This window comes from Pantoea sp. ME81 (assembly GCF_903970985.1).
GTDB classification, from domain to species: Bacteria; Pseudomonadota; Gammaproteobacteria; order Enterobacterales; family Enterobacteriaceae; genus Pantoea; species Pantoea communis.
On the sequence record NZ_CAJCKS010000021.1, the window covers coordinates 15,187 to 36,772 of the forward strand.

21 protein-coding genes, 1 tRNA gene and 1 pseudogene are annotated in these 21,586 nt (G+C 54.1%); 8 read left to right on the forward strand and 15 right to left on the reverse strand.

The window, feature by feature from the left end:
• Positions 1 to 52 precede the first annotated feature (52 nt).
• Complete coding sequence (locus H7A81_RS06005) at positions 53 to 469, reverse strand: acetyl-CoA carboxylase biotin carboxyl carrier protein subunit (RefSeq protein WP_182056995.1); 417 nt, start codon at positions 467 to 469, stop codon at positions 53 to 55.
• 114 nt (positions 470 to 583) lie between these two features.
• A complete protein-coding gene (gene nac, locus H7A81_RS06010) occupies positions 584 to 1,507 on the reverse strand; it encodes a nitrogen assimilation transcriptional regulator NAC (protein WP_034826712.1) in 924 nt (307 codons plus the stop codon).
• Between the two features lie 456 nt (positions 1,508 to 1,963).
• Here nac and H7A81_RS06015 point away from each other — a divergent pair, with 456 nt between their 5' ends.
• Complete coding sequence (locus H7A81_RS06015) at positions 1,964 to 3,166, forward strand: pyridoxal phosphate-dependent aminotransferase (protein ID WP_182056996.1); 1,203 nt, start codon at positions 1,964 to 1,966, stop codon at positions 3,164 to 3,166.
• Between the two features lie 64 nt (positions 3,167 to 3,230).
• On the opposite strand, the gene H7A81_RS06020 is transcribed toward H7A81_RS06015, so the two are convergent.
• Genes H7A81_RS06020 through H7A81_RS06035 form a run of 4 tightly spaced genes read right to left on the reverse strand, consistent with a single transcriptional unit; the run spans position 3,231 to position 6,558 of the window.
• The gene (locus H7A81_RS06020; RefSeq protein WP_182056997.1) at positions 3,231 to 4,001 is read right to left on the reverse strand and encodes a 5-oxoprolinase subunit PxpA; all 771 of its coding nucleotides are present in this window, start codon (positions 3,999 to 4,001) and stop codon (positions 3,231 to 3,233) included.
• Positions 4,002 to 4,022: 21 nt separating this feature from the next.
• A complete protein-coding gene (locus tag H7A81_RS06025) occupies positions 4,023 to 5,009 on the reverse strand; it encodes a biotin-dependent carboxyltransferase family protein (RefSeq protein WP_097119008.1) in 987 nt (328 codons plus the stop codon).
• Positions 5,006 to 5,707: a 5-oxoprolinase subunit PxpB gene (gene pxpB / locus H7A81_RS06030; RefSeq protein WP_370529939.1), complete on the reverse strand. Its 702-nt coding sequence runs from the start codon at positions 5,705 to 5,707 to the stop codon at positions 5,006 to 5,008. Before pxpB ends, H7A81_RS06025 begins: the two co-directional genes overlap by 4 nt.
• Before the next feature lie 11 nt (positions 5,708 to 5,718).
• Positions 5,719 to 6,558 (reverse strand): transporter substrate-binding domain-containing protein, encoded by an 840-nt coding sequence (locus tag H7A81_RS06035; protein WP_058961861.1) that lies wholly within the window; start codon positions 6,556 to 6,558, stop codon positions 5,719 to 5,721.
• Between the two features lie 259 nt (positions 6,559 to 6,817).
• On the opposite strand from H7A81_RS06035, the gene H7A81_RS06040 reads away from it, so the two are divergent.
• Positions 6,818 to 7,738 (forward strand): DMT family transporter, encoded by a 921-nt coding sequence (locus tag H7A81_RS06040; protein ID WP_034826698.1) that lies wholly within the window; start codon positions 6,818 to 6,820, stop codon positions 7,736 to 7,738.
• Positions 7,739 to 7,817: 79 nt separating this feature from the next.
• Here the strand turns inward: H7A81_RS06040 and H7A81_RS06045 are convergent, their stop codons facing one another.
• The 3 genes from H7A81_RS06045 to H7A81_RS06055 all read right to left on the reverse strand — a co-directional run bounded on the left by H7A81_RS06045 (position 7,818) and on the right by H7A81_RS06055 (position 10,648).
• Entirely contained in the window at positions 7,818 to 8,513 is a 696-nt protein-coding gene (locus H7A81_RS06045; RefSeq protein ID WP_034826696.1) for an RraA family protein, read from the reverse strand.
• A gap of 13 nt (positions 8,514 to 8,526) precedes the next feature.
• Positions 8,527 to 10,038, reverse strand: a complete 1,512-nt coding sequence (locus H7A81_RS06050) for a sialate:H+ symport family MFS transporter (RefSeq protein ID WP_182056999.1) — start codon at positions 10,036 to 10,038, stop codon at positions 8,527 to 8,529.
• Between the two features lie 283 nt (positions 10,039 to 10,321).
• Positions 10,322 to 10,648: an SDR family NAD(P)-dependent oxidoreductase gene (locus tag H7A81_RS06055; protein WP_166933804.1), complete on the reverse strand. Its 327-nt coding sequence runs from the start codon at positions 10,646 to 10,648 to the stop codon at positions 10,322 to 10,324.
• Positions 10,649 to 11,010: 362 nt separating this feature from the next.
• On the opposite strand from H7A81_RS06055, the pseudogene H7A81_RS06060 reads away from it, so the two are divergent.
• Both H7A81_RS06060 and H7A81_RS06065 read left to right on the forward strand, forming a co-directional pair.
• A pseudogene (locus H7A81_RS06060) lies at positions 11,011 to 11,303 on the forward strand (type II toxin-antitoxin system RelE/ParE family toxin).
• Positions 11,296 to 11,595, forward strand: coding sequence for a helix-turn-helix domain-containing protein (locus tag H7A81_RS06065; RefSeq protein WP_034826692.1), 300 nt, complete (start codon positions 11,296 to 11,298; stop codon positions 11,593 to 11,595). The pseudogene H7A81_RS06060 and the gene H7A81_RS06065 overlap by 8 nt, the downstream one beginning before the upstream one ends.
• Before the next feature lie 195 nt (positions 11,596 to 11,790).
• On the opposite strand, the gene H7A81_RS06070 is transcribed toward H7A81_RS06065, so the two are convergent.
• From H7A81_RS06070 to aspA, 6 genes are all read right to left on the reverse strand, one after another.
• On the reverse strand, positions 11,791 to 12,120 hold the full coding sequence (locus tag H7A81_RS06070; RefSeq protein ID WP_045831892.1) for a helix-turn-helix domain-containing protein: 330 nt from the start codon (positions 12,118 to 12,120) through the stop codon (positions 11,791 to 11,793).
• Positions 12,121 to 12,375: 255 nt separating this feature from the next.
• Positions 12,376 to 12,451 (reverse strand) — tRNA-Phe (locus H7A81_RS06075).
• 253 nt (positions 12,452 to 12,704) lie between these two features.
• Positions 12,705 to 13,283, reverse strand: coding sequence for a transcriptional regulator (locus tag H7A81_RS06080; protein WP_058961865.1), 579 nt, complete (start codon positions 13,281 to 13,283; stop codon positions 12,705 to 12,707).
• A 66-nt stretch (positions 13,284 to 13,349) separates the two neighbouring features.
• Entirely contained in the window at positions 13,350 to 15,050 is a 1,701-nt protein-coding gene (locus H7A81_RS06085; RefSeq protein ID WP_182057000.1) for a protein-disulfide reductase DsbD, read from the reverse strand.
• An 83-nt stretch (positions 15,051 to 15,133) separates the two neighbouring features.
• Positions 15,134 to 16,435, reverse strand: coding sequence for an anaerobic C4-dicarboxylate transporter (locus H7A81_RS06090; protein ID WP_058961867.1), 1,302 nt, complete (start codon positions 16,433 to 16,435; stop codon positions 15,134 to 15,136).
• Positions 16,436 to 16,552: 117 nt separating this feature from the next.
• Positions 16,553 to 17,989, reverse strand: a complete 1,437-nt coding sequence (gene aspA, locus H7A81_RS06095; RefSeq protein ID WP_007886584.1) for an aspartate ammonia-lyase — start codon at positions 17,987 to 17,989, stop codon at positions 16,553 to 16,555.
• A 375-nt stretch (positions 17,990 to 18,364) separates the two neighbouring features.
• Between aspA and H7A81_RS06100 the strand changes: the two genes are divergently transcribed.
• The 4 genes from H7A81_RS06100 (at position 18,365) to H7A81_RS06115 (ending at position 21,551) form a co-directional block, all read left to right on the forward strand.
• Positions 18,365 to 18,817, forward strand: coding sequence for an FxsA family protein (locus H7A81_RS06100; RefSeq protein ID WP_097119018.1), 453 nt, complete (start codon positions 18,365 to 18,367; stop codon positions 18,815 to 18,817).
• A gap of 196 nt (positions 18,818 to 19,013) precedes the next feature.
• Positions 19,014 to 19,307, forward strand: coding sequence for a co-chaperone GroES (locus H7A81_RS06105; RefSeq protein WP_021507766.1), 294 nt, complete (start codon positions 19,014 to 19,016; stop codon positions 19,305 to 19,307).
• Positions 19,308 to 19,352: 45 nt separating this feature from the next.
• Positions 19,353 to 21,005, forward strand: coding sequence for a chaperonin GroEL (groL, locus tag H7A81_RS06110; RefSeq protein WP_034826677.1), 1,653 nt, complete (start codon positions 19,353 to 19,355; stop codon positions 21,003 to 21,005).
• Between the two features lie 198 nt (positions 21,006 to 21,203).
• On the forward strand, positions 21,204 to 21,551 hold the full coding sequence (locus H7A81_RS06115; RefSeq protein ID WP_034826674.1) for a DUF4156 domain-containing protein: 348 nt from the start codon (positions 21,204 to 21,206) through the stop codon (positions 21,549 to 21,551).
• Positions 21,552 to 21,586: the final 35 nt, after the last annotated feature.

Genomic DNA, 21,586 nt, shown 5'->3' on the forward strand with positions numbered 1-21,586 from the left:
TAAGACATAAAAACTGTGAGGCGATAAGAGCCCCTTATAACCGGATTAATGATTAATTATCCGATTGAAGAATAAGAATTTCTTCATCATATTCAACCGCAGATCGCGTTGCAGAGGGGAATGGCTGCACCCGCCCTTTGCAGGGACTGAGCACCGGCACGTACAGGAGGCCGACCTGCACCATCGCCAGCAGATCCTGAGGTTCTACCTGCTGTCCAGGCTGGACAAAATCTTGCTGGCTCTGTGGGTGGCGACGCAGCAGTGTGCCGGGCAGGGGCGCGCCAATGCGATGCGTCACGGGCGGGCACGCTTGCGTCGGGATCGCCGTTGGGGATGAGAAGGAGGGCGGGTCAAACGTCAGACGCACCGACCACTGTTTGCCCTCTAACGCCAGGCTGTTAAGGCCGGATCGTTGCATCTTGCGCGCCAACGCACGCAGCGTCGGCAGCGGTATCGCAGTTTTTTCCATGGGGTTCCCGTCAAAGCGAAACACGCCCGCCGCAGCGGGCAACAGACCGAATCAATCTAGCGCGTTCGTCAGACGGGTTGTAAGAGGGTTTCGCTTTGCGGTGATAAGCGGGTCTTATCCCACCAGAGTCAGTGGATGGTTCTCCACGTTGCGGCGCGACATCAGCGACAGCAGAATCGATTTCACCGCTTCAGCAGGCTGGGACAGCGGCAGATGATCTGACATGCAGAACGACAGCGAAGCCTGCACATCTGGCTCGATGATCTTCGCCATCCAGGTATCCCCGTTTTTCAGCATCGCGCGTGCTGCGGATTCCGGCATGATGGTGGTGCCCAGACCGGCACTCAACGCCGCATTCAGGGTGGTTTGCGACTCAATTTCGCACTTCACGCGGTACTGCAGATTGTTCTGCACGAAGGCGTCATCCAGCACCTTGCGCATGATGTTGTAGATGCGTGGCAGGAACAGGTCATATTGCGCGACCTGTGACAGCGGGATCTCTTTCACCGGCTTTGCCAGGCTGAACGGGCAAACGAAGCACAGATCTTCTTTCATCAGCGGCATGAAGCGCAGGCCATGGATGGTGCGATGATCGTAAATCACCGCCATATCCATACGCCCGTTCATGATCAGCTCGCTCAGGGTGGTGCCGAAGTTCTCGTTAAAATAGAGCACGATGCCAGGGTGCTGCTGCTGCACTTCCATCATCAGCGGTAGCGCCAGGTTTTGCGCCGCTGTGCCCGGTGCCAGCCCGACGGAAACGCTGCCACTCAGCGCAGCGCCGACCAGATCAATCGCACTTTGCGCCTGTTCGCACTGGCGCAAAATGGACTGTGCATGGGAATAGAGTGTTTTCCCGGCTTCAGTAGGCGTGACACCGCGTTTGGTGCGAATCAACAGCTGTTGATTGACTTCACCTTCCAGCGTAGCCAGCTGCTGGCTCAACGCGGGTTGGGCTATATGCAGGATATCGGCAGCTTGCGTCAGGCTTCCGACGTCAACAATTTTAACAAAGTACTTCAGGCGACGAAGATTCATGGACACTTCCCTCAAACAGAACGCATATCCTCATCAAGCAAAGTTGATGCCAGGATAAGCTTTCGTTATTGAACTCAGACAGGAGGGTACGGCTACCGGGCCTCCTGAGGCTGGTGCTGAGCTAGTGAGCCGCCGGCATGGCGGGTGTTGAAAAATGCAGCGCTGCACCGAATGAGTGCAGTTGACCCATCAGCATTGCCAGTGACGGGCAAGGAAAATCGTGGGTTCAGGATGTAACCTGGGAAAGAAAGTAACACTTTATTAACATTCCGTCAGGCGTGCGGGCGTGACCTGTCGCGCAATTCTGAGTCAATCTGCCGCCTTTATGGCAGAAGTGTGCAGTCGGTCCAGTCATCGCTTTGTGTTATATCACCACAACAAAGCACTATTATCCGTGGCTTCGGCCCTAATCCTATGCTCAGGGAAAACTGACATCCCCCGAACCCAGGATTGAACATGCCCGAGATAGCCGATCGTTTAAAGAATGTGACCGTTTCCGCCTCCGTTGCCATGACCCAAAAAGCGCGCGATCTCGCGGCGCAGGGCGTTGATGTGGTAGCACTTTCTACCGGCGAACCGGATTTCCCCACGCCGGAACATGCGATTGAAGCCGCCTACGCCGCTGCACGCGCGGGCGACACGCGCTATCCACCGACCGACGGTACGCCTGCGCTGCGCAAAGCTATCCAGCTGAAATTCAAACGGGATAACCAACTGGAGTATGACGTCAGCCAGATTCTGACGGCCGGTGGCGCTAAGCAGATCATCTTTAACGCCATCCTGGCGACCATCAATCCGGGCGATGAAGTGGTGATCCCGACGCCGTCATGGATCAGCTATGCCGATATCGTGAAATTTGCCGGTGGTGTGCCGGTGCCGCTGCCGTGTGCGCAGGAGAATGGCTTTAAACCGCTGCCAGCGGATCTGGATGCGGCGATCACTAACAAGACCAAATGGCTGCTGCTGAACTATCCGAGCAACCCAACCGGTTCGGTGGCCAGCAAAGCCGAGTTGCAGGCGCTGGGTGACGTGCTGCTGCGCCATCCGCAGGTGTGGATCATGACGGATGATATCTATGAACATCTGATCTATGACGATGTGCGTTTCTATACCCTGGCGCAGGTTGAACCACGCCTGTATGACCGTGTACTGACGGTGAACGGCGTATCGAAAGCCTATTCGATGACAGGCTGGCGTCTGGGCTTTTGCGGCGGTCCTGCACCGCTGATTAAAGCGATGAGCAATGTGAACACCCAGAACAGCGGCGGCGTCTGTACCCTGACGCAGGCAGCAGCGGTGGCGGTGCTGGAAGGTCCACAAGATCTGTTGCAGGAGCGCGCACGCATTTACCGTGAACGCCGTGATTACGTGCTGGAGCGTCTGACCTCGATTGATGGCCTGCGCTGCCATAAGCCAGAAGGCGCATTTTATCTGTTTGTGAACATTGAAGGGCTGATCGGCAAGACCAGTGCCGGTGGACGCTTCATCAGCAACGATGCCGATTTTGTGCTGGCGCTGATTGAAGAGCAGCATGTGGTGACGGTGCAGGGTGCGGCTTATGGCATGAGCCCGTATTTCCGCTTGTCCTACGCCACCAGCATGGAGCGCTTAGAGACGGGCTGCGATCGTATTGCGGCATTCTGCGCTGGCTGCCGTTAAACGAAAGGCGAAAAAAATGGCTGCCGATAAGGCAGCCATTTTTATTTGGGCGATTCAAAAAAACTTATTGAGCAAGCACCTCTGCCGCCGGCGCCACCTGATGGCCGCTGGCTTCGATTTCACTGCGTACGATGGTGGCGAGGGCCAGTGAGCCTGGCGTATCGCTGTGCACCAGGATCGACCGGGCACGCACGGCTATCACTTCCCCTTCGAAGGTGGTGACGGTGCCATGCTGCAGGAACTGCCGCACGCGGGCACGCAGCGCCGCTTCCTCTTTGATCACCGAGCCGGCAATGCCGCGCGGCACTAAGCGCCCTTGAGCATCGTAAGCGCGGTCGGCGAGGAACAGCGTCAGGGTTTTCAGGCCCGCTGCCTGTGCCGCTCGCTCAATGATGGTATCGGGTTGTGCGAACACAATCAGATCTGCATTAATACGGGCGACGAGCGTCATGACCTGGTGCGCTAATGCCTCGTCGCGATTGACGATATTGCCCATCGCAGCGTGGAAGCTGAAGTGCGACACCTTCGTGCCTTCTGCCTGAGCAATCGCTGTCAGCGCGCCGAGTTGATAAGCGACCTGCTGGCAGATCTCTTCGGCACTGAACGGCAGCTCGCGACGACCAAAGCCCTGGCGATCGGGCAAGCCAGGATGCGCACCAATGCCGACACCATTCTCTTTCGCCAGTCGCACCATTCGGGTCATGATCGCCGGATCGCCGGCGTGGAATCCGCAGGCGATATTCGCTGAGGAGACCACTTTCATCAGCGCGGCGTCATCGCACAGTTGATAAACGCCGAAGCCTTCGCCCATATCGGAGTTCACATCAATCTTCATGGTTTGGGTTCCTTCGGAAAATTATGCGGTTAACGCTTTACGCAGCGGTGGGCAGCTCACACGTAAGCGGCTCAGCCAGCCTGCGACCTGTTGCTCGATGGCGATGGCCTCACGCGTATCGCTCTGGATCAGCTGGATCGATTGGCCGGGTAATACCTGTCCTAAACGCCACAGATCCTGCTCAATCACCCCGGCGATCTTGGGATAACCGCCCGCAGTGTTGGCATCGCTGAGCTGAATGATCGGCTCGCCGCCGGGCGGCACCTGCACAATGCCGGGAATCAGCCCGTAAGAACGCATCTCAATGGTTTTTGACGGGAAAATCGGATCGCCCGCCAGTCGATATCCGGTGCGATTGCTTTGATTGGAGACCTGCCATGATTGCTGCCAGAAGCGACCGGCATCGGCAGCAAACAAGGGATATTCGCCGGATGGAATGGCGCGCAGCTGAATCTCACCTGCGCTGTTACGCGGGAAATGTGCACGCAGGGCGCTGTCGGGCGGCTCAATGCCAATACCGCTGCTGGGCAACGGGGATGCCTGTGTTTCACCCAGCGCCAACCGATCGCCACGCTGCAGCGGGCGGCCTTCCAGGCCACCAAAGCCACCACGAAGTGCCGTGCTGCGCGAACCCAGCACCATTGGCACATCAATGCCGCCTGCTATACAGAGATAACCGCGTGCGCCACTGCGCGGGTAACGCATTTCCAGCACCTGTCCGGCACGCACGCCGCAGCCCCACCAGGGCGGCAACGGCGCACCGTCTAAAGTGGCGCGACAATCCGCACCTGTTACCGCAATGCTGCTGTCCTGCAAAAAACGCACACGGAATGGGAACAGCTGGACTTCAATGGCGGCGGCATTTTCTTCATTGCCGAGCAGCAGATTTCCGGCGCGCAGTGCCAGCGGATCCATCACACCACTCACCGAGACGCCCATATGGCGGAAGTTGAAACGCCCCAGATCCTGAACCGTGTTCAGGGCGCCGCTCTGTTCAATTTCGATCACAGTTCAATCCTCTGCGGCAGAAAACGGATACGATCGCCCGGTGCCATCAGCGCGGGGGACTCAGCCAGAGGATCAAACACTTCCAGCTCGGCAAAACCGATGGCGTTCCAGCCGTTGGGGCCGGTCAGCGCTGAAACACCGGCCTGGGCCCCACCAATGGTAACCGTGCCTTTGAGCATACTGAGCGAGGGGACTTTCTTGCGTGGCGTGGCGAGCTGCGGATCGAGCCCATGCAGGTAACCAAAGCCTGGCGCGCTGCCGAGGGCAAACACGGTATATTCGCTTTGATGGTGACGGCGCACCACTTCGCGTGCGCTGAACCCGGTGTGACGACAAACGGCATCCAGATCGGTGGCGTGCTCGCCGCCGTAATAGACCGGGATTTCAATCAGTTTGCCCTGCGGACTGATCGCCTGCGCTTGATCCCAGGCGGCATGCAGCGAAGCACGAACGTCGGCTTCGTCCTCGGGGATGTGTCGGAACAGCACCAGCAGATTAGTGACGCCGGGGATCAAGGCTTCAACCGCCGCATCCGCCTGCAGCAAACGTGCCAGTGACCAGATGCGGCGTTGAGCGGAGAGATCGAATCCGCCCGGTGCTTCCACCAGCCACGCACGGGCGCCAATGGTGGAAAGGGCGATCGCAGAGGAACAAGCCAGCGCAGATGCGCTGGCGGGCTGGATATCAGAGTGCGACATCACGGGCATGATTATTCCAGTGGTTCAAATTTCAGGCTGGAGAGCGGCTGTACGCGCTCTTCGCGCACCATTTTGTATTCGGTATTTGGCCCAATCCAGGTGTTCCAGATTTTGTCGATGGTGCCATCGTCGTCCATCGCTTTCAGGCCGCTGTTAACGCTGGCCAGCAGGGCAGGTTCATCCTTTTTCATGCCGACACCAATCGGTTCCAGCGCCATCGGCTCTTTCACCATCGCCAGATTGATGCCGTCTTTTTTCGCCTGGGCGATGGTTTTCATCCCGGTCATGGTGTTAGTGACAAAGCCCACCGATTTGTTCTGCTCCAGCGCCAGGAAGGCGGAGGCAGAATCCTGGAAGGTGACGGCTTTACCGCCTTTGATGTGGATCGATTGCTCTGACGTGGTGCCTTTGGTGGCGCTGATACGTTTGCCTTTGAAATAGTCCAGTGGTTTATCTGCCAGCGGCGCTTTCACCAGCAGCATCTCTTTCGCCACGTAGTAAGGATCGCTGAACTGGATCTGATTACCACGCGTTTTGGTGTAGGCCAGGTTAGCAATCAACACATCGGCACGGCCGGTGGCGATCACCGCGATACGCGCTTCAACAGAGGTCGGCACCAGAGTCAGTTTGACGTTCATCTGCTTGGCCAGAGCGTGACACAGGTCGATATCCATGCCAGCCAGCTGGCGCGTTTGTGGATCCGGCGAAGAGAAGGGCGGTACGTCGGAGTAAACGGCGCATTTCAATTCACCGCTCGATTTAATGTTCGCCATCATATCTGCCTGCGCCGCCGAAACAGCCAGCAACGGCAGCATTGCCAAGCCAATGGTGGTCACTCTTTTCATGGTCATGTGCATTCCCTCAATGGTGGATACTGCTTAGGAGCGCAAAATCTCGCTTTTCTGGACTATATCGGCTTTGTTTTGCGGCGAAAAAGAGGGAAAGCGTGTTATGCAATAGGGAAATGATATGACCGATGGCGATAAGTTATTTCTATTCAGGCAGAGCGAAAAAGTGTTATCCAGCGCACATTTTTCTCCCTAGTGTAAGCCGCGTTGTCCTCTCGGCAACCCCGCCGATTGCACGTGGTAGAGAGAGAAGAGTGAGAGCATGAATCCCCGATTAGGCGTGTTATTAAAGATATTCGCCGCACTCAGCGCCACGCTGATGCTGGCCTGTGTTAAAGGTCTGAACGGTGCTATCCCCACCGGCGAAGTGATTTTTTTCCGAAGCTTTATCGCGCTATTTCCCCTGTTAATCTGGCTGAGAGTGCAGGGGAACGTGCTGGAGAATCTTAAGACGCGCAATCTGTTTGGCCACTTCATTCGCGGTTTCTCCGGCACCGGCGGCATGTATTTTAACTATCTGGCGCTGGTGTACATCTCGCTGGCTGATGCCACGGCACTGAGTTATGCCGCACCGTTGTTTACCGTGATTATGGCCGCGATGCTGTTGAAGGAACGGGTGCGCGTGTCGCGCTGGGTGGCCGTGGTGGTGGGATTGTCGGGTATCCTGATTATGCTCTCCTCCAGTCTTGCGGCTAGCGGCGGCGTGCTGGCAGGTGGCGCCAGCAGTACCACGGCCAGCCTTGGTGTTGCTTTTGCATTGATTGCCGCACTCTGTACGGCCACCTCGAATGTGCAAATCCGTTTTCTCAATGGCATCGAAAAACCGGGCGCGATCGTGTTCTATTTTTCGCTGATGACGACGTTGATTGGCCTGGCAACGGCATTTTTCGGCTGGATAAAGCCCACTGGCTTGCAGTGGCTGCTGTTGGTGGGCTGTGGTTTATTTGGCGGTCTGGCACAGATTCTGGTGACACTCAGCCTGCGCTATGCTGATGCCTCGCTGCTGGCACCGTTTGATTACACTACGCTGGTGTGGTCGATGCTGATTGGCTATCTGTTCCTCAACAGCCTGCCAGGCACGACAACCCTCTTCGGTGCATCGATTGTGGCACTGGCAGGAATCTTTGCGGTATGGCGTGAAAACCGTCAGCGCAAATTGGCGATGGTGAGCAGTACACCGTGATGCGGTGTGTTAGCCGCTGCGCAGTTTGCAATACCAGGTCGCCATAGCGGGCGACCTGGATAACACAGCGCTCGTGCGCTTACCGATAAACATCATCGATAATTTCTACCTGCTTGTTTTGCAGTGCTTCCGCCAGCCAACCGCGTTCCAGAGAACCGGTTTTCGCCAGCTCAAAGTTATGCTCATCAACGATCAAGTAAGCTTGTGCTGCTTCGAGAATGCGCGCGGCGTCCTGCCGGGGAATGACGATCACGCCGTCGGCATCGCCTAATACGATATCGCCAGGTGAAACGTGAATTTTACCGCAGGCAATCGGCACGTTGATTTCGCCTGGGCCATCTTTGAAAGGGCCACCTGGCGTATGTCCGGCGGCATAAATCGGGAAATCCATACGTGATAAGCCCTCAATATCACGCACCGGGCCGTCCAGCACGATGCCTTCCATACCGCGCTGTCTGGCATAAGTGGCCATCACTTCACCCATCAATGATTGGCTGCGGTCACCCTCATTCGACAGGATGATGACATCGTTCGGCCCGGCCATATCCAGCGCTTTATGCAACATCAGGTTATCGCCAGAGCGTGCCTTCACGGTCACTGCCAGGCCGCACATGATGGGGGCTTTAGGCGCCGTTTTCAGGCTGATCTCTGCCGATAGCGCAGGCAAGCGACTCATGCAGTCGGCGACTACCGCCGCGGGTAAACGGCGGAACGCTTCCAGTAACGGTTCGGCATCGGAGGGACGGCGTAAATAAATACGATTTCCTGCGGTCATTTTATTTCTCCTGTCAGGATTTGCTGGGATTTATAGGGGTAAGAGAAGAATTGGCGCGATCTTCACGGGTGAATGCACCGGAGAGTGGAGTGCCATCAACGGTGTCGTAATGACGTATGGCTTGTGGTTTTAACCAACGCTGCACGCGCGAAGGCATATCAAAACCAAACAGCAGCATCACCACGAAGGTCAGCCCAAAGGAAAGCCCGCCCAGTGCACCGCCAAGCGATGCGTGTTGGGCAATCAGTGCACCAAGCACCGGCGCCAATGCGCCTCCCAGTGAACCGATGTTGTAGATAAAGCTAAGATTGGCGGCACGCTGCTCGGTATCAAAATAGCCGCTGATCATTTTCGCCAGCAGGCCACCCACTCCCTGGCTAAACAGCTGCTGCAGGAAGATCAGCAGGCATAGCAGCCAGACGTTTGAGCCGTTGAGCATAAATACCGGGATGATCAGCACCTGGGCGACCAGCAGACTCAGTACATAGGTTTTACGCGTGCCGATGCGATCGGCTGCAATCCCCGCCACGCAGCATCCGAGGCCCATCCCAAAGCGGCTGAAGGAAAATACCAGTGCCACCACTTCAGGTGAGTAATGCAGATCGGTTTTCAGATAGGTTGGTAAAAGAGCGTGAATCGGCCAGCCATACAAAAATACGCAGACGATAGTGACCGTGAGCATCAAGCTGGTGGGCCAGCGTTCTCCCGCGCTTTGCACCAGAAAACGGATAAATATGCCGGCGGTGATCAGCGCTAATGCTGCGATAACAAGTCCTGAGCTTTGATGATCGAAACAGATGTAAAGTGCCGCCGCCGCGAGGACTCCCAGCAAGATGTTGAGTATGTTGCTTTTACGGTTGGGGCCACGAAAAAGGGTATCTACCATGGTGATGGTGGATGTCGTTGCTCTGGCTTTTGCCGCTGCCCACTCTTCAGCTTCCGGAATGGCACGGCGTAGCCACAAAGCAAAAAACACCGGGATGATGCCGAGATAAAAGAGTGCGCGCCAGCCCCACAGCGGCACAATCCAGCTGTAGGCTAACACTGACAAGATCGCGCCTGCAGAAAATCCCGAATTAAGGAATGCACTGGCTTTATTGCGCATATCTTTTGGCCAGGTTTCGATGGCATAAGCCGAGCTGGTGCCATATTCTCCCGCCATACCAATACCGACTAAAATACGAGCAACAAACATCCATGTGTAATTCGGTGCAATACCGCAGGCAAAGGTGCCACCAGCAAATAATATAATGCTGGTGATCATGGCACTTTTACGCCCGTATTTATCGCCCATGGCACCGAGCGCTAAACCGCCGAACCAACGCAGGATAAAGGCTGCCGAAATTAATGCAGCCGCTTCAGCAGTGCTGACTTTAAATTCCGCCATTATTTCGGTAAGCACTAATGTGATAATGACGAAATCAAATCCGTCCAGCATATAGCCCATCCAGGCCGCCCAAAAGGCTTTCCATTGCTGGCGATTAAGCCGCTTATACCAGGGCAAAGCCATTGTCTCTTCAGCCATGATAAACTCCGGGTGTAATTAACAGAGTAGGGGAATCCAGACCGCAAATTACTGTCTGTGATTGGAGGTTATTGTTCTGTTTGAGCAAGAATACGGGAATTTATCGTGTTACGGATTTTGTGTTACGGCTAACGAAGTGAGGATCACGAAATATTATCAGGCTACCTTTTAACTTGCTGATAATTAATTTTATTGGGTTTCGTTATGGTGGCATATATTAATAATATGGCTGGAGAGTTGTTTTTAAATTTCCGCCGGTTTTTAACTCCGGCGGAAAAATCAATCAGGGCTTCAAATCACCGTACCAATAAGATGCCGTCACGCCGCCATCCATCAGAAAATCACTGCCGCTGATGTAGCCGCCTTCTGGTCCCATTATGAGGTCTGCCAGCGCTGTGGCCTGCTGCACCAAATGTTGAATCGATTGGCGCGAACTGACATCGACCTGGCTGGTTTCTACCGTAAAGCCGGCATCACGTAAGGTTTGTGCGGCAGCCGCACAGTTTCTCGAATTGAGGTCTGCCAGCAGCACAGTTTTGCCCTGACTCACGCGACGCGCGATGGCTTGTCCAATCGCACCTGCCCCGATAACCATCATAATCTCTTTCATTGTGTCTCCCGCCTTGAGGAATGACTGATGCGGCAAGCATAGCGGGGAAAGACTCTGGTGACTGTAGGGGCAATTGGCATGAGCTTATGAATGCTGCTCATGGGTTCTGAGCTTTAGGGGCGGTACCTGTGACTGACTGCACTTTGCAGGCTGTTTGCAGTTTTATTCGCGTTGTATCTCAGTTCAACATTATTTCAAACTCACTTAAGCGTTCAGGTATTGAAAAAGGGTAAGCTTCAAATATAACTTCTAGTTTATATCCAAGGCGTATAAACTACAGTTCATGTGAGGGACTTTTGAACAACTGGAGCGTTGATACAACGGAGCATTTTGCAGCGTGGCTAAAAGCGCAGGATGATGAAATGATTGAAGATGTACTCGCAAGCCTGGAAGTGTTGAAAATCTTCGGCCCTCATTTAGGGCGGCCTGATGTAGACACCATCATCGGTTCTCAATATGCAAACATGAAAGAATTGCGCGTGCAAAGTAATGGTAGACCTGTTCGGGCGTTCTTCGCATTCGATCCCAGAAGGAAGGGGATCGTCTTGTGTGCAGGGGCAAAACGGGGATCAATCAGAAGCGGTTTTACCGATCAATGATCAAATTAGCAGATCAAGAATACAGCAAGCATTTGAGAGGAATAATACATGCCTAAACTGGAAGAACTCATTGCACAACGATCTCCAGAATCACAGAAGAGAATTAAGGCTAAAGTCGCGGATAAAATTATTGAGGTTCAATTACGACACTTACGCGAAGAGCTTGAGCTCTCACAAGTACAGTTAGCCGAGAAAATGGGCGTTTCACAGCCAGCCATAGCAGCTATTGAAGCCCGAGGCGATGATATAAAACTCTCAAGCCTAAAAAAGTATGTTGAGGCATTAGGCGGAAAGCTGAGCTTGAACGTTGAACTACCTACGGGCGATGGGCGAACTTTTCTGCTTTAACATTAATAAGTTTCTCTATTTCATTTGGATGAATGGTGAAGATTTTCGGTTGCAGGTCGTTTGAGGATGCCTTGAGGCATCCTGCAGCTTATCTTGATGCGATTATGTTCATTGATGCTGTTTAAATATCTAAGACAGCGGCTTTGCAGAACGCACCCACTTCTTGTTGTGCATAGGTAACATTGATAACTTCCATTACCATTCTGATTTCTCCTCCCTGAGCGGTTTATCTTTTCGTTGCCCTGAAGCTCTCCGCCTTTGTTTACCCTGCAGCTTTGCAAGTTGAATCGGGGATATCTCCTGACGCGGCAGAAACAGCTCCAGCTTTTCGGTGAGATCCAACGCTACCATGATGGCGATAAAGACATCGAACGGCACTTTTCCTTTTTCAGCATTGAGCACAGACTTACGTGCAACACCTGCGCGCTCAGCAACCTCCGTCTGCGTTAAGTCACGATTTAGACGGGCTTGCTTGAGTCGCTGGCCAATTTCTTCAGCCAGTGCAGATGCGGAAGGAGTAGTCATATCTTTAAAGTCCCAATGTAGACACTTTATCGTCGGTCATGCGTTTAATGTCCAAATTATAGGACTCTATCGGATCATTGTCATGATAAATGGATGTATTGTAGAGTCCCTTATATAGCACTTTATGAGGATTAAAGGTGAGTTAAGTCCTTAAAGTGGGACATAATAAAGTTGAGGGGGGCTAAGGGATTAAGTTTTGAAAACGTCAAACGCAGAAAAGCAAAAACCCAGCCATAAGCTGGGTTTTCAGAATGTTGGTGCCCGGACGCGGAATCGAACCACGGACACGGGGATTTTCAATCCCCTGCTCTACCGACTGAGCTATCCGGGCAACGGGGCGCATTAAACCTTAATGGCTTTCAGCCGTCAACGGCTTTCGTCAAAAAAGCGTAGCAATCGTGACTGATTGCTTGCTTTTCAGGCAGGGTGTGCAAAATCTCAACGTGCCCGCTGGTGGTAAAGCGGTATTCAGGATTGCGTGACCTGCATGACCTGCATGACCTGCATGACCTGCATGACCTGCATGACCTGCATGACCTGCATGACCTGCATGATGCACGGGCTTAAGGGCCTCCTGCGAAAGTTTAGGCCAGTGCCCCGTTCTGCCGGCACAGCGCGATACTCAGCACATCCTCTGCCAGACGACGCGCGGTGGCCACATCCTGCACGTTGCGTTTCACTAGCAGCTTGCTCAGACAACCCTCGAGAATCAGCTCCATTTGATCGGCCACCATCGTGGGATTATCCAGCGCCAAATCCACCAGAATTTCATGAGTGAACTGCCATGAGCTGCGTTTCTGCTGCTCGGCTAACTGATGTACGGGTTGGTCAGGCTGCGGATAGAAGCTGCAGGCGGCGATAAACAGGCAGCCGGGAAAGCGGCCTTTGTTCACGTGCTCACTTAACACGTCGTAACGCGCCAGCAATTTTTGTTGGGCTGTGAGATGTTCATTGAGCTGTATCTGGCGGCGCCAGCTGTCAATCTGCTGACCGTGATAGCGCAGCGCGTCATACAATAATGCGTCACGGTCGGGCCAGAAACGTTCAAGATGTTCTGCATCAAGTCCGGTCTCACCGGCCAACTGCTGCAGGGAAGTGGTGGCGGCAAGGCCGCTCTGCTCAAGCACATTCAGCGCATGTTCAAGAATCTGTTCACGTTGCAAGTGACTCTCCTCTGGAGTGCGGGCCCGCTCGCGCACGAACGGGCAGTGTCCTGCAACCAGTGTCGTTTAACGCGACAGATTGTGCAAATGCGTGCGGAAGTCGGCAGCGTTAAGGAAACCGGTGACGCGTGAGTCAGGGATTTCTTTGCCTTGTGCATCAAAGAACAGAATGGTGGGCAAGCCTAATACCTGTAAATGCTGCAACAGGGCGTTATCCTGCGCGTTATTCGCGGTGACGTTGGCTTGCAGCAATTGTAGCTGACTTAAGTCGGCACGCACGCCTTCATCGCTGAAGGTATATTTCTCAAACTCTTTGCAGGCAACGCACCAGTCGGCGTAGAGATCGACCATGGTAATGCGACCTTGTGCCTGCTGAAGTGCGCTATCCAGTTGTTCACTGCTGGCAATGGTTTTGAACGGCAGATGCGCCACAGACTGCACGCTGGCGCTGCTGCCAAAAGCCCAATCCTGCAGCGGACGAGCGGCCACCAGCGCAGCAGCGAGCATGATGATTTGTAGAATGCGCCATTTGCCATTAGCACGCAGGCTGAGGCTGAACGCCCAGGCAAAGAACGCGACGCCGAGCAGGCTCCACAGACGCAAGCCCCAGACATCACCCACTACACGCTCCAGTAAGAACACCGGCAGCACCAGAATCACAAAGCCGAAGCCCTCTTTGACGCTCTGCATCCACGGGCCACTTTTCGGCAGCAGCTTATTACCAAACATCGTGACGGCGATCAGCGGCAGGCCCATGCCGAAGGCATACAGCCACAGCGTACCCGCACCGGCCCACAGGTTACCGCTTTGCGCGATATACAGCAGAATGGCACTCAGCGGTGCGGTGGTGCATGGCGAGCAGATCAATCCCGCCAGTGCGCCCATCATAAACACGCCCGGCAGCGAACCACCTTGCTGGCGATTACTCCACAGCGTCAGGCGCGTTTGCAGGCCGGAAGGCAGTTGCAGCGAGAACAAGCCAAACATCGACAGCGCTAGCACCATGAACAGCGCTGACAGGCCAATCAATACGTAAGGATGCTGCAGCGCCGCCTGGAAACGTAAACCTGCGGCGGCCACCACCATACCGAGCACGGTGTAGGTCAGCGCCATCCCTTGCACATAGACCATCGCCAGTGCGAACAGGCGTCCAGCAGAGTAGCGACGCTGGCCACCGAGAATGATGCTGGAGATCAGCGGATACATCGGCAATACGCACGGCGTGAAGGCAACGCCGATGCCAATCAGCAGCGCCCACAGCGGTGAAAACGGCAGTGGCGTGCGCTGTTGTGCAGGCTGCGCGTTAACGGCGGGGGCATCGTGATTGGCGGCAACCGGGTTAAGCGGCACCGAACGGGTTTCGGGCGGATAGCAGAATCCGGCGGCCGCACAGCCCTGATAGGTCACCGTGAGCGTGGCACCAGACTCAGCCTGATGCAGAGTGATCGGGACCTGTAAATCCTGCGGATAGATTTCGCTCTTGCCGAAGAACTCATCCTCATGCGACTGTCCTGGCGGCAGAGCCAACGGTGCCATCTGTGCTTTTTGCGGCGTCACATGAATCTGCTGACGATAAAGGTAATAGCCGTCCTTCACCTTCCAGCTCAGTGTGAGTTGGTTGCCCTGCTGGCTGAAATCGAAGCCAAATGCCTGATCCACCGGCACAAAGCGGCTGTTATTGTTAGGTGAGAAGATATTGGCCTGTGCTGAAAAGCAAAACAGCAATGCAAGGCAAAGGCCCATCAGGCGAGAAAGTCGTGCAGCCATGAGGATGTAATCAGCTCCGGTGGCGAATGAGCCGCGATGATAGCACGGCCGCCTCGCCACGAGGTTTTCAGGATGTAACGGCGTTACAGAATCAGGCTACCAAACAGGAAGCCAAACGCCACGGAGAAGGCAATCGCCAACACGCCGGGAATGATAAAGGAGTGATTAAACACAAACTTGCCGATTCGGGTCGAACCGGTGTCATCCATTTCTACTGCTGCCAATAAGGTGGGATAGGTCGGCAACACGAACAGGGCTGAGACGGCGGCAAAGGAGGCAACGGCGGCGAGAGGGGATACGCCAAGCATGAGGGCGGCAGGCATCAACGCCTTGGTGGTCGCTGCCTGTGAATAGAGCAGGGTAGCAGCGAAGAACAATATCAACGCCAGCATCCACGGGTAGCTCTGCAACATATCGCCAGCCGCAGTCTGGATGTCCGCCAGGTGGGCTTTGACAAAGGTATCGCCCAGCCATGCCACGCCCATCACGCAGATACAGGCACTCATGCCGGATTTGAACGTACTGGCGCTGAGGATTTCGCCGGTATCGACTTTGCAGGTTAGGCAAATCAGTGTGGCAACGGTGAGCATAAACACCACAATCGCTTCGTTACGAGGCAGCACTGGGTTGCTGATTAGCCCAACGCTGTCGCTGATCGCCGTGGCGTAGAGCACAACTGCCGCTATGCCGATCAGGAACAGCAGCACGGCACGTTTGGCGCCAGGCTTAATGTCATAGACGCGTTCTCCGCGCAGTGTGACTTCACCTTTGGCTAAGCGCGCCTGATACACCTCGTCTTCTTTTAACTCTTTACCAAGAAAGCTGGTGATCACGGCGGCACAGAATATCGCGGCCATCGTGGCTGGGATCGATACGCCCAGCAGCGCCAGATAGCTGACGCCGCGCGGTTCAAGAATTGAGGCGAAGAACACCACCGCCGCAGAAAGCGGTGAAGCGGTAATGGCAATTTGCGAGGCGACGACGGCAATCGACAATGGGCGCGATGGACGCACCCCTTGCTCTTTGGCGACTTCAGCGATGACGGGTAGCGTCGAGAACGCAGTGTGTCCGGTGCCCGCCAGCAGCGTCATCACATAGGTGACGAGTGGCGCGAGGAAGGTGACGTAACGTGGATGGCGGCGCAGCAGGCGTTCCGCCAGGCCGACCATGTAATCGAGTCCGCCTGCAATCTGCATCGCGGCAATTGCGGCAATCACTGCCATGATAATTTCGATCACATCGAAGGGAATCGCGCCCGGCTTCATGCCGCAGAACAGCGTCAACACCAGTACGCCCAATCCGCCGGCAAATCCAATCCCGATGCCGCCTAGACGTGCACCCAGCCAGATCGCCAGCAGGACAATCAGTAATTCCACTAACACCATTCATTCCGCTCCTGAGCCGTGGGGGAAATCTCGACTCTTAAAGTTGTAGCCGCCAATAAGAAAAAAGCACGCCGTATTGTATACAGGCGTGCTTTTGGCAACTTGATCCGGAACGGATTACTGTTCGTTTTCGTCGGTGTAGCGTTTGGCTTTGTAGGTCGGATGCATCAGGTTCTGAATCGAGAAGATGTCATCCAGTTCCGCTTCGGTCAGCAGACCGCGCTCCAATACCACTTCACGTACGCTCTTGCCGGTTTCCGCACAAATCTTGCCGACGATATCGCCATTGTGGTGGCCGATATACGGGTTGAGATAAGTGACGATACCGATGGAGTTGAACACGTAAGCTTCACATACGGCTTTGTTAGCCGTGATGCCGTTGACGCATTTTTCCAGCAGGTTGAAGCAGGCGTTGGTCAGAATGCTGATCGACTCAAACAGCGCCTGGCCAATCACCGGTTCCATTACGTTGAGCTGAAGCTGACCCGCTTCTGACGCCATGGTCACGGTAATGTCGTTGCCGATAACCTTGAAGCACACCTGGTTCACCACTTCTGGCACCACCGGGTTCACTTTGGCTGGCATGATTGATGAACCGGCCTGCAGTTCTGGCAAGTTGATTTCGTTCAGACCCGCACGTGGGCCGGAAGAGAGCAGGCGCAGGTCGTTACAGATCTTCGACAGTTTCACCGCCAGACGTTTCAGCGCAGAGTGCACCATCACGTAAGCACCGCAGTCAGAGGTCGCTTCAATCAAGTCTTCTGCCGGGACGACAGGCAGATTACTGACTTCCGCCAGACGCTGAACGGCTAGCTGCTGATAGCCATCCGGGGTGTTGAGGCGAGTCCCGATGGCCGTCGCGCCCAGGTTTACTTCCAGCAGCAGTTCTGCGGTGCGCAGAATGCTGCGGGTTTCTTCATTCAGCAGCACGTTAAACGCGTGGAACTCCTGGCCCAGCGTCATCGGTACGGCATCCTGCAACTGGGTACGACCCATCTTGAGGATATTTTCGAACTCGACCGCTTTACGCTGGAAGCCTTCACTGAGCTGGCTGATGCCGTCCAGCAGTTTCAGAATTGAAGCGTAAACCGCAATACGGAATCCGGTGGGATAAGCATCGTTGGTCGACTGACACTTATTCACGTGATCGTTAGGGTTGAGGTACTGGTATTCACCTTTTTGGTGGCCCATCAGTTCCAGACCGATGTTTGCCAGCACTTCGTTGGTGTTCATGTTGACCGAGGTGCCCGCGCCGCCCTGATAGACGTCAACCGGGAACTGATCCATGCATTTACCGTTATTCAGCACTTCATCACAGGCCTGAATAATGGTGTTTGCGATGTTGCGAGGGATTGTTTGCAGCTCTTTGTTGGCGAGCGCGGCTGCTTTTTTGACCATCACCATACCGCGGACAAATTCCGGTATGTCACTGATTTTGTTGTTACTAATGTAGAAGTTCTCAATCGCACGCAGAGTATGAACACCGTAGTAAGCGTCTGCCGGAACTTCGCGCATGCCTAACAGGTCTTCTTCGATACGAATGTTGTTCGCCATGATTACCTTCTTATTATTTCTGCGGTGTCACTGCCGGGCGACCGGGATGGTCGGGCGGCAATCACTGTGCAGGTGAAGCAATTATATTGTCGTGGATTACCAGCACCGACATTTTATCCATCTTCGGGCTGGCGGGCACGATCATATTCTGTTGTTACAGAATTGTTTGTGCACAGATCACTTTACGGGCATTTACTGGCCCAGCGGTAATAACGATATGTGATGTAGTTCGCAATTTTAAGTCAGTGGGAAAAATTTGGCAGGATCGGTTGAAATCGCGGGTTGAGATGCCCATCTCTATCAATACGGTCAGACAGACCATCCCTTTCTGCTGCCTGGCAAGAAGCGAGGCAGCCCTACTCACAGGAGATATCGGTGCGCTGGATACCGTTCGTGATTTTTTTTGTTCTGGCCTGGATTGAGATCTCAATTTTCATTCAGGTTGCACATGCCCTCGGCGTGCTGCTCACCATGCTATTGGTGATCTTCACCTCGTGCATCGGTGTGTCGCTGGTGAAAAACCAGGGTATGAAGAACTTCCGTCTGATGCAGGAGAAGCTGGCGCGCAATGAAAGCCCAGCGGCGGAGATGACCAAAAGCGTTTCACTGATCATTTCGGGCTTCTTACTGCTGTTGCCGGGCTTCTTTACTGACTTCCTCGGTTTGTTGCTGCTGTTGCCTCCGGTGCAGAAACATCTGACGCTGAAATTAATGCCGCATCTGCGTGTGTGGCGCGGACCCGGCGCCGGGCCTGACAGTGGCTATACCATGGATGGCGAATACGAGCGTAAAGATCAGGATCAAATCGGACACGATAAAGATCGATAAGAAGAGAAGGGCGGCGAGAGTCGCCCTTTTTGCTGTCTTTTTCGTCAATGGTTACAAAAACGAAAATTTTTTATTTTTTGCCCCTTGAAAGCCCTTTTTAGTGACCCTATCTCTCTCTCCACGAGGCCGGAAGCCATGCAGTCCGGTTCAACCCAAAAAACTGAATGATTGGACTTCTTCAAAGGAGAGCTACCAAATGAAAATTCGTCCGTTGCACGATCGCGTTATCGTCAAGCGTAAAGAAGTTGAAGCTAAATCTGCTGGCGGTATCGTTCTGACCGGCTCTGCAGCTGGCAAATCAACCCGTGGTGAAGTTCTGGCTGTGGGTAATGGCCGCATCCTGGAAAACGGTGATGTTAAGCCGCTGGACGTGAAAGTTGGCGATCTGGTTATCTTCAGCGAAGGCTACGGTGCCAAAACTGAAAAGATCGATAACGAAGAAGTTCTGATCATCTCTGAAAGCGACATCCTGGCGATTGTCGAAGCGTAATTACGCGTAATTCACTGAACGAAACGAATTTAAGGGATATTTGAAATGGCAGCTAAAGACGTAAAATTCGGTAATGACGCGCGCGTAAAAATGCTGCGTGGCGTGAACGTACTGGCAGATGCAGTAAAAGTTACCTTGGGCCCGAAAGGCCGTAACGTGGTTCTGGATAAATCTTTTGGTGCACCGACCATCACCAAAGATGGTGTTTCTGTAGCACGTGAAATCGAGCTGGAAGACAAGTTCGAGAACATGGGTGCACAAATGGTGAAAGAAGTGGCCTCTAAAGCGAATGACGCTGCGGGCGACGGCACCACCACTGCAACCGTTCTGGCTCAGTCTATCGTGAACGAAGGCCTGAAAGCCGTTGCGGCTGGCATGAACCCAATGGACCTGAAGCGCGGTATCGATAAAGCCGTTGCTGCTGCCGTTGAAGAGCTGAAAGCGCTGTCTGTTCCTTGCCAGGATACTAAAGCCATTGCTCAGGTAGGTACCATCTCTGCTAACTCTGATGAGTCAGTCGGTACCCTGATCGCGAAAGCGATGGATAAAGTGGGCAAAGAAGGTGTTATCACCGTTGAAGAAGGCACCGGCCTGCAAGACGAGCTGGACGTGGTTGAAGGTATGCAGTTCGACCGTGGCTACCTGTCTCCTTACTTCATCAACAAGCCAGAAACCGGCGCAATCGAACTGGATGCACCGTTTATCCTGTTGGCTGACAAGAAGATCTCTAACATCCGTGAACTGCTGCCAGTACTGGAAGCGGTTGCGAAAGCCGGTAAACCACTGCTCATCATCGCTGAAGATGTTGAAGGCGAAGCACTGGCAACTCTGGTGGTTAACACCATGCGCGGTATCGTGAAAGTGGCTGCGGTTAAAGCACCTGGCTTCGGCGACCGTCGTAAAGCAATGCTGCAGGATATCGCAATCCTGACCGGCGGTACCGTCATCTCTGAAGAGATCGGTATGGAGCTGGAAAAAGCGACCCTGGAAGATCTGGGTCAGGCTAAGCGTGTTGTGATCAACAAAGATACTTCTACCATCATCGATGGTGTGGGCGATCAGGGTGCAATCTCTGGCCGTGTGACTCAGATCCGTCAGCAGATCGAAGAAGCAACTTCTGATTACGACAAAGAAAAACTGCAGGAGCGCGTAGCGAAACTGGCAGGCGGCGTAGCCGTTCTGAAAGTGGGTGCAGCCACTGAAGTTGAAATGAAAGAGAAGAAAGCACGCGTTGAAGATGCCCTGCACGCTACCCGTGCTGCGGTAGAAGAAGGCGTGGTTGCTGGTGGTGGTGTTGCACTGGTTCGCGTTGCAGCCAAGATCGCTGCTTCTGGCCTGAAAGGTCAGAACGAAGATCAGAACGTAGGTATCAAAGTTGCGCTGCGCGCAATGGAAGCACCACTGCGTCAGATCGTTTCTAACGCCGGTGAAGAGCCATCTGTTGTTGCTAACAACGTGAAAGCAGGCGACGGCAACTACGGCTACAACGCTCAGACTGAAGAATACGGCAACATGATCGACTTCGGTATCCTGGACCCAACCAAAGTAACCCGTTCTGCACTGCAGTACGCGTCTTCTGTAGCGGGTCTGATGATCACCACCGAAGCGATGGTAACTGACCTGCCTAAAGGCGATGCTCCTGATTTAGGTGGCGCTGGCGGCATGGGTGGCATGGGCGGAATGGGCGGCATGATGTAATTTGCCCCTGACTGCTTAAGTCATGTGAAAAACCCTCGATCGGAAACGGTCGGGGGTTTTTCTTTTGGCGGCGAACAAGGTATAAGTAAGAGCGCAATACTTCGGCTTTGCGGGTTTAGGGCAATGAATGTTCAGAAAAAAAGTGCGCTTTTCTGCTACGCTGCCGCCCGACACTGATGATAATAAATGGGGATTACAATGCGGATTAACCTCTTGCTCGGACTGGCGGTAGGGACTTTACTGCTGGCGGGCTGCAGCAGCTCCAATCAACTGAGTTCCGGCGGACAGCGTGTCACTTTCGTTGACCAACAGCCTGGAAGCCAATGTCAGCTGCTGGGCAATGTCACCGGCTCACAGAGCAACTGGTTGAGCGGTTCAGGCGGTGAAGGCAGTTCTTTGCGTGGCGCAGCCAATGACCTGCGTAACCGCGCGGCAGAGATGGGTGGCAACGTGATTTACGGTGCAACCAGCCCAACGCAGAACCTGCTTTCAGCTTTCGCACCGCTTGACAGCAAAATGTCTGGTCAGGTGTATAAGTGCCCGTAATGGCATGAAAGAGATGTAAAAAAAGCCGCTGATGC

Bases quoted from the DNA above. Each gene is read 5' to 3' on its own strand.
- nac (WP_034826712.1), bottom strand. From the start codon at position 1,507: ATGAATCTTCGTCGCCTGAAGTACTTTGTTAAAATTGTTGACGTCGGA.
- H7A81_RS06090 (WP_058961867.1), bottom strand. From the start codon at position 16,435: ATGGTGTTAGTGGAATTACTGATTGTCCTGCTGGCGATCTGGCTGGGT.
- H7A81_RS06070 (WP_045831892.1), bottom strand. From the start codon at position 12,120: ATGACTACTCCTTCCGCATCTGCACTGGCTGAAGAAATTGGCCAGCGA.
- H7A81_RS06085 (WP_182057000.1), bottom strand. From the start codon at position 15,050: ATGGCTGCACGACTTTCTCGCCTGATGGGCCTTTGCCTTGCATTGCTG.
- H7A81_RS06105 (WP_021507766.1), top strand. From the start codon at position 19,014: ATGAAAATTCGTCCGTTGCACGATCGCGTTATCGTCAAGCGTAAAGAA.
- H7A81_RS06115 (WP_034826674.1), top strand. From the start codon at position 21,204: ATGCGGATTAACCTCTTGCTCGGACTGGCGGTAGGGACTTTACTGCTG.
- H7A81_RS06005 (WP_182056995.1), bottom strand. From the start codon at position 469: ATGGAAAAAACTGCGATACCGCTGCCGACGCTGCGTGCGTTGGCGCGC.
- pxpB (WP_370529939.1), bottom strand. From the start codon at position 5,707: ATGTCGCACTCTGATATCCAGCCCGCCAGCGCATCTGCGCTGGCTTGT.
- groL (WP_034826677.1), top strand. From the start codon at position 19,353: ATGGCAGCTAAAGACGTAAAATTCGGTAATGACGCGCGCGTAAAAATG.
- H7A81_RS06035 (WP_058961861.1), bottom strand. From the start codon at position 6,558: ATGACCATGAAAAGAGTGACCACCATTGGCTTGGCAATGCTGCCGTTG.
- aspA (WP_007886584.1), bottom strand. From the start codon at position 17,989: ATGGCGAACAACATTCGTATCGAAGAAGACCTGTTAGGCATGCGCGAA.
- H7A81_RS06055 (WP_166933804.1), bottom strand. From the start codon at position 10,648: ATGAAAGAGATTATGATGGTTATCGGGGCAGGTGCGATTGGACAAGCC.
- H7A81_RS06040 (WP_034826698.1), top strand. From the start codon at position 6,818: ATGAATCCCCGATTAGGCGTGTTATTAAAGATATTCGCCGCACTCAGC.
- H7A81_RS06020 (WP_182056997.1), bottom strand. From the start codon at position 4,001: ATGAAGATTGATGTGAACTCCGATATGGGCGAAGGCTTCGGCGTTTAT.
- H7A81_RS06065 (WP_034826692.1), top strand. From the start codon at position 11,296: ATGCCTAAACTGGAAGAACTCATTGCACAACGATCTCCAGAATCACAG.
- H7A81_RS06015 (WP_182056996.1), top strand. From the start codon at position 1,964: ATGCCCGAGATAGCCGATCGTTTAAAGAATGTGACCGTTTCCGCCTCC.
- H7A81_RS06050 (WP_182056999.1), bottom strand. From the start codon at position 10,038: ATGGCTGAAGAGACAATGGCTTTGCCCTGGTATAAGCGGCTTAATCGC.
- H7A81_RS06045 (WP_034826696.1), bottom strand. From the start codon at position 8,513: ATGACCGCAGGAAATCGTATTTATTTACGCCGTCCCTCCGATGCCGAA.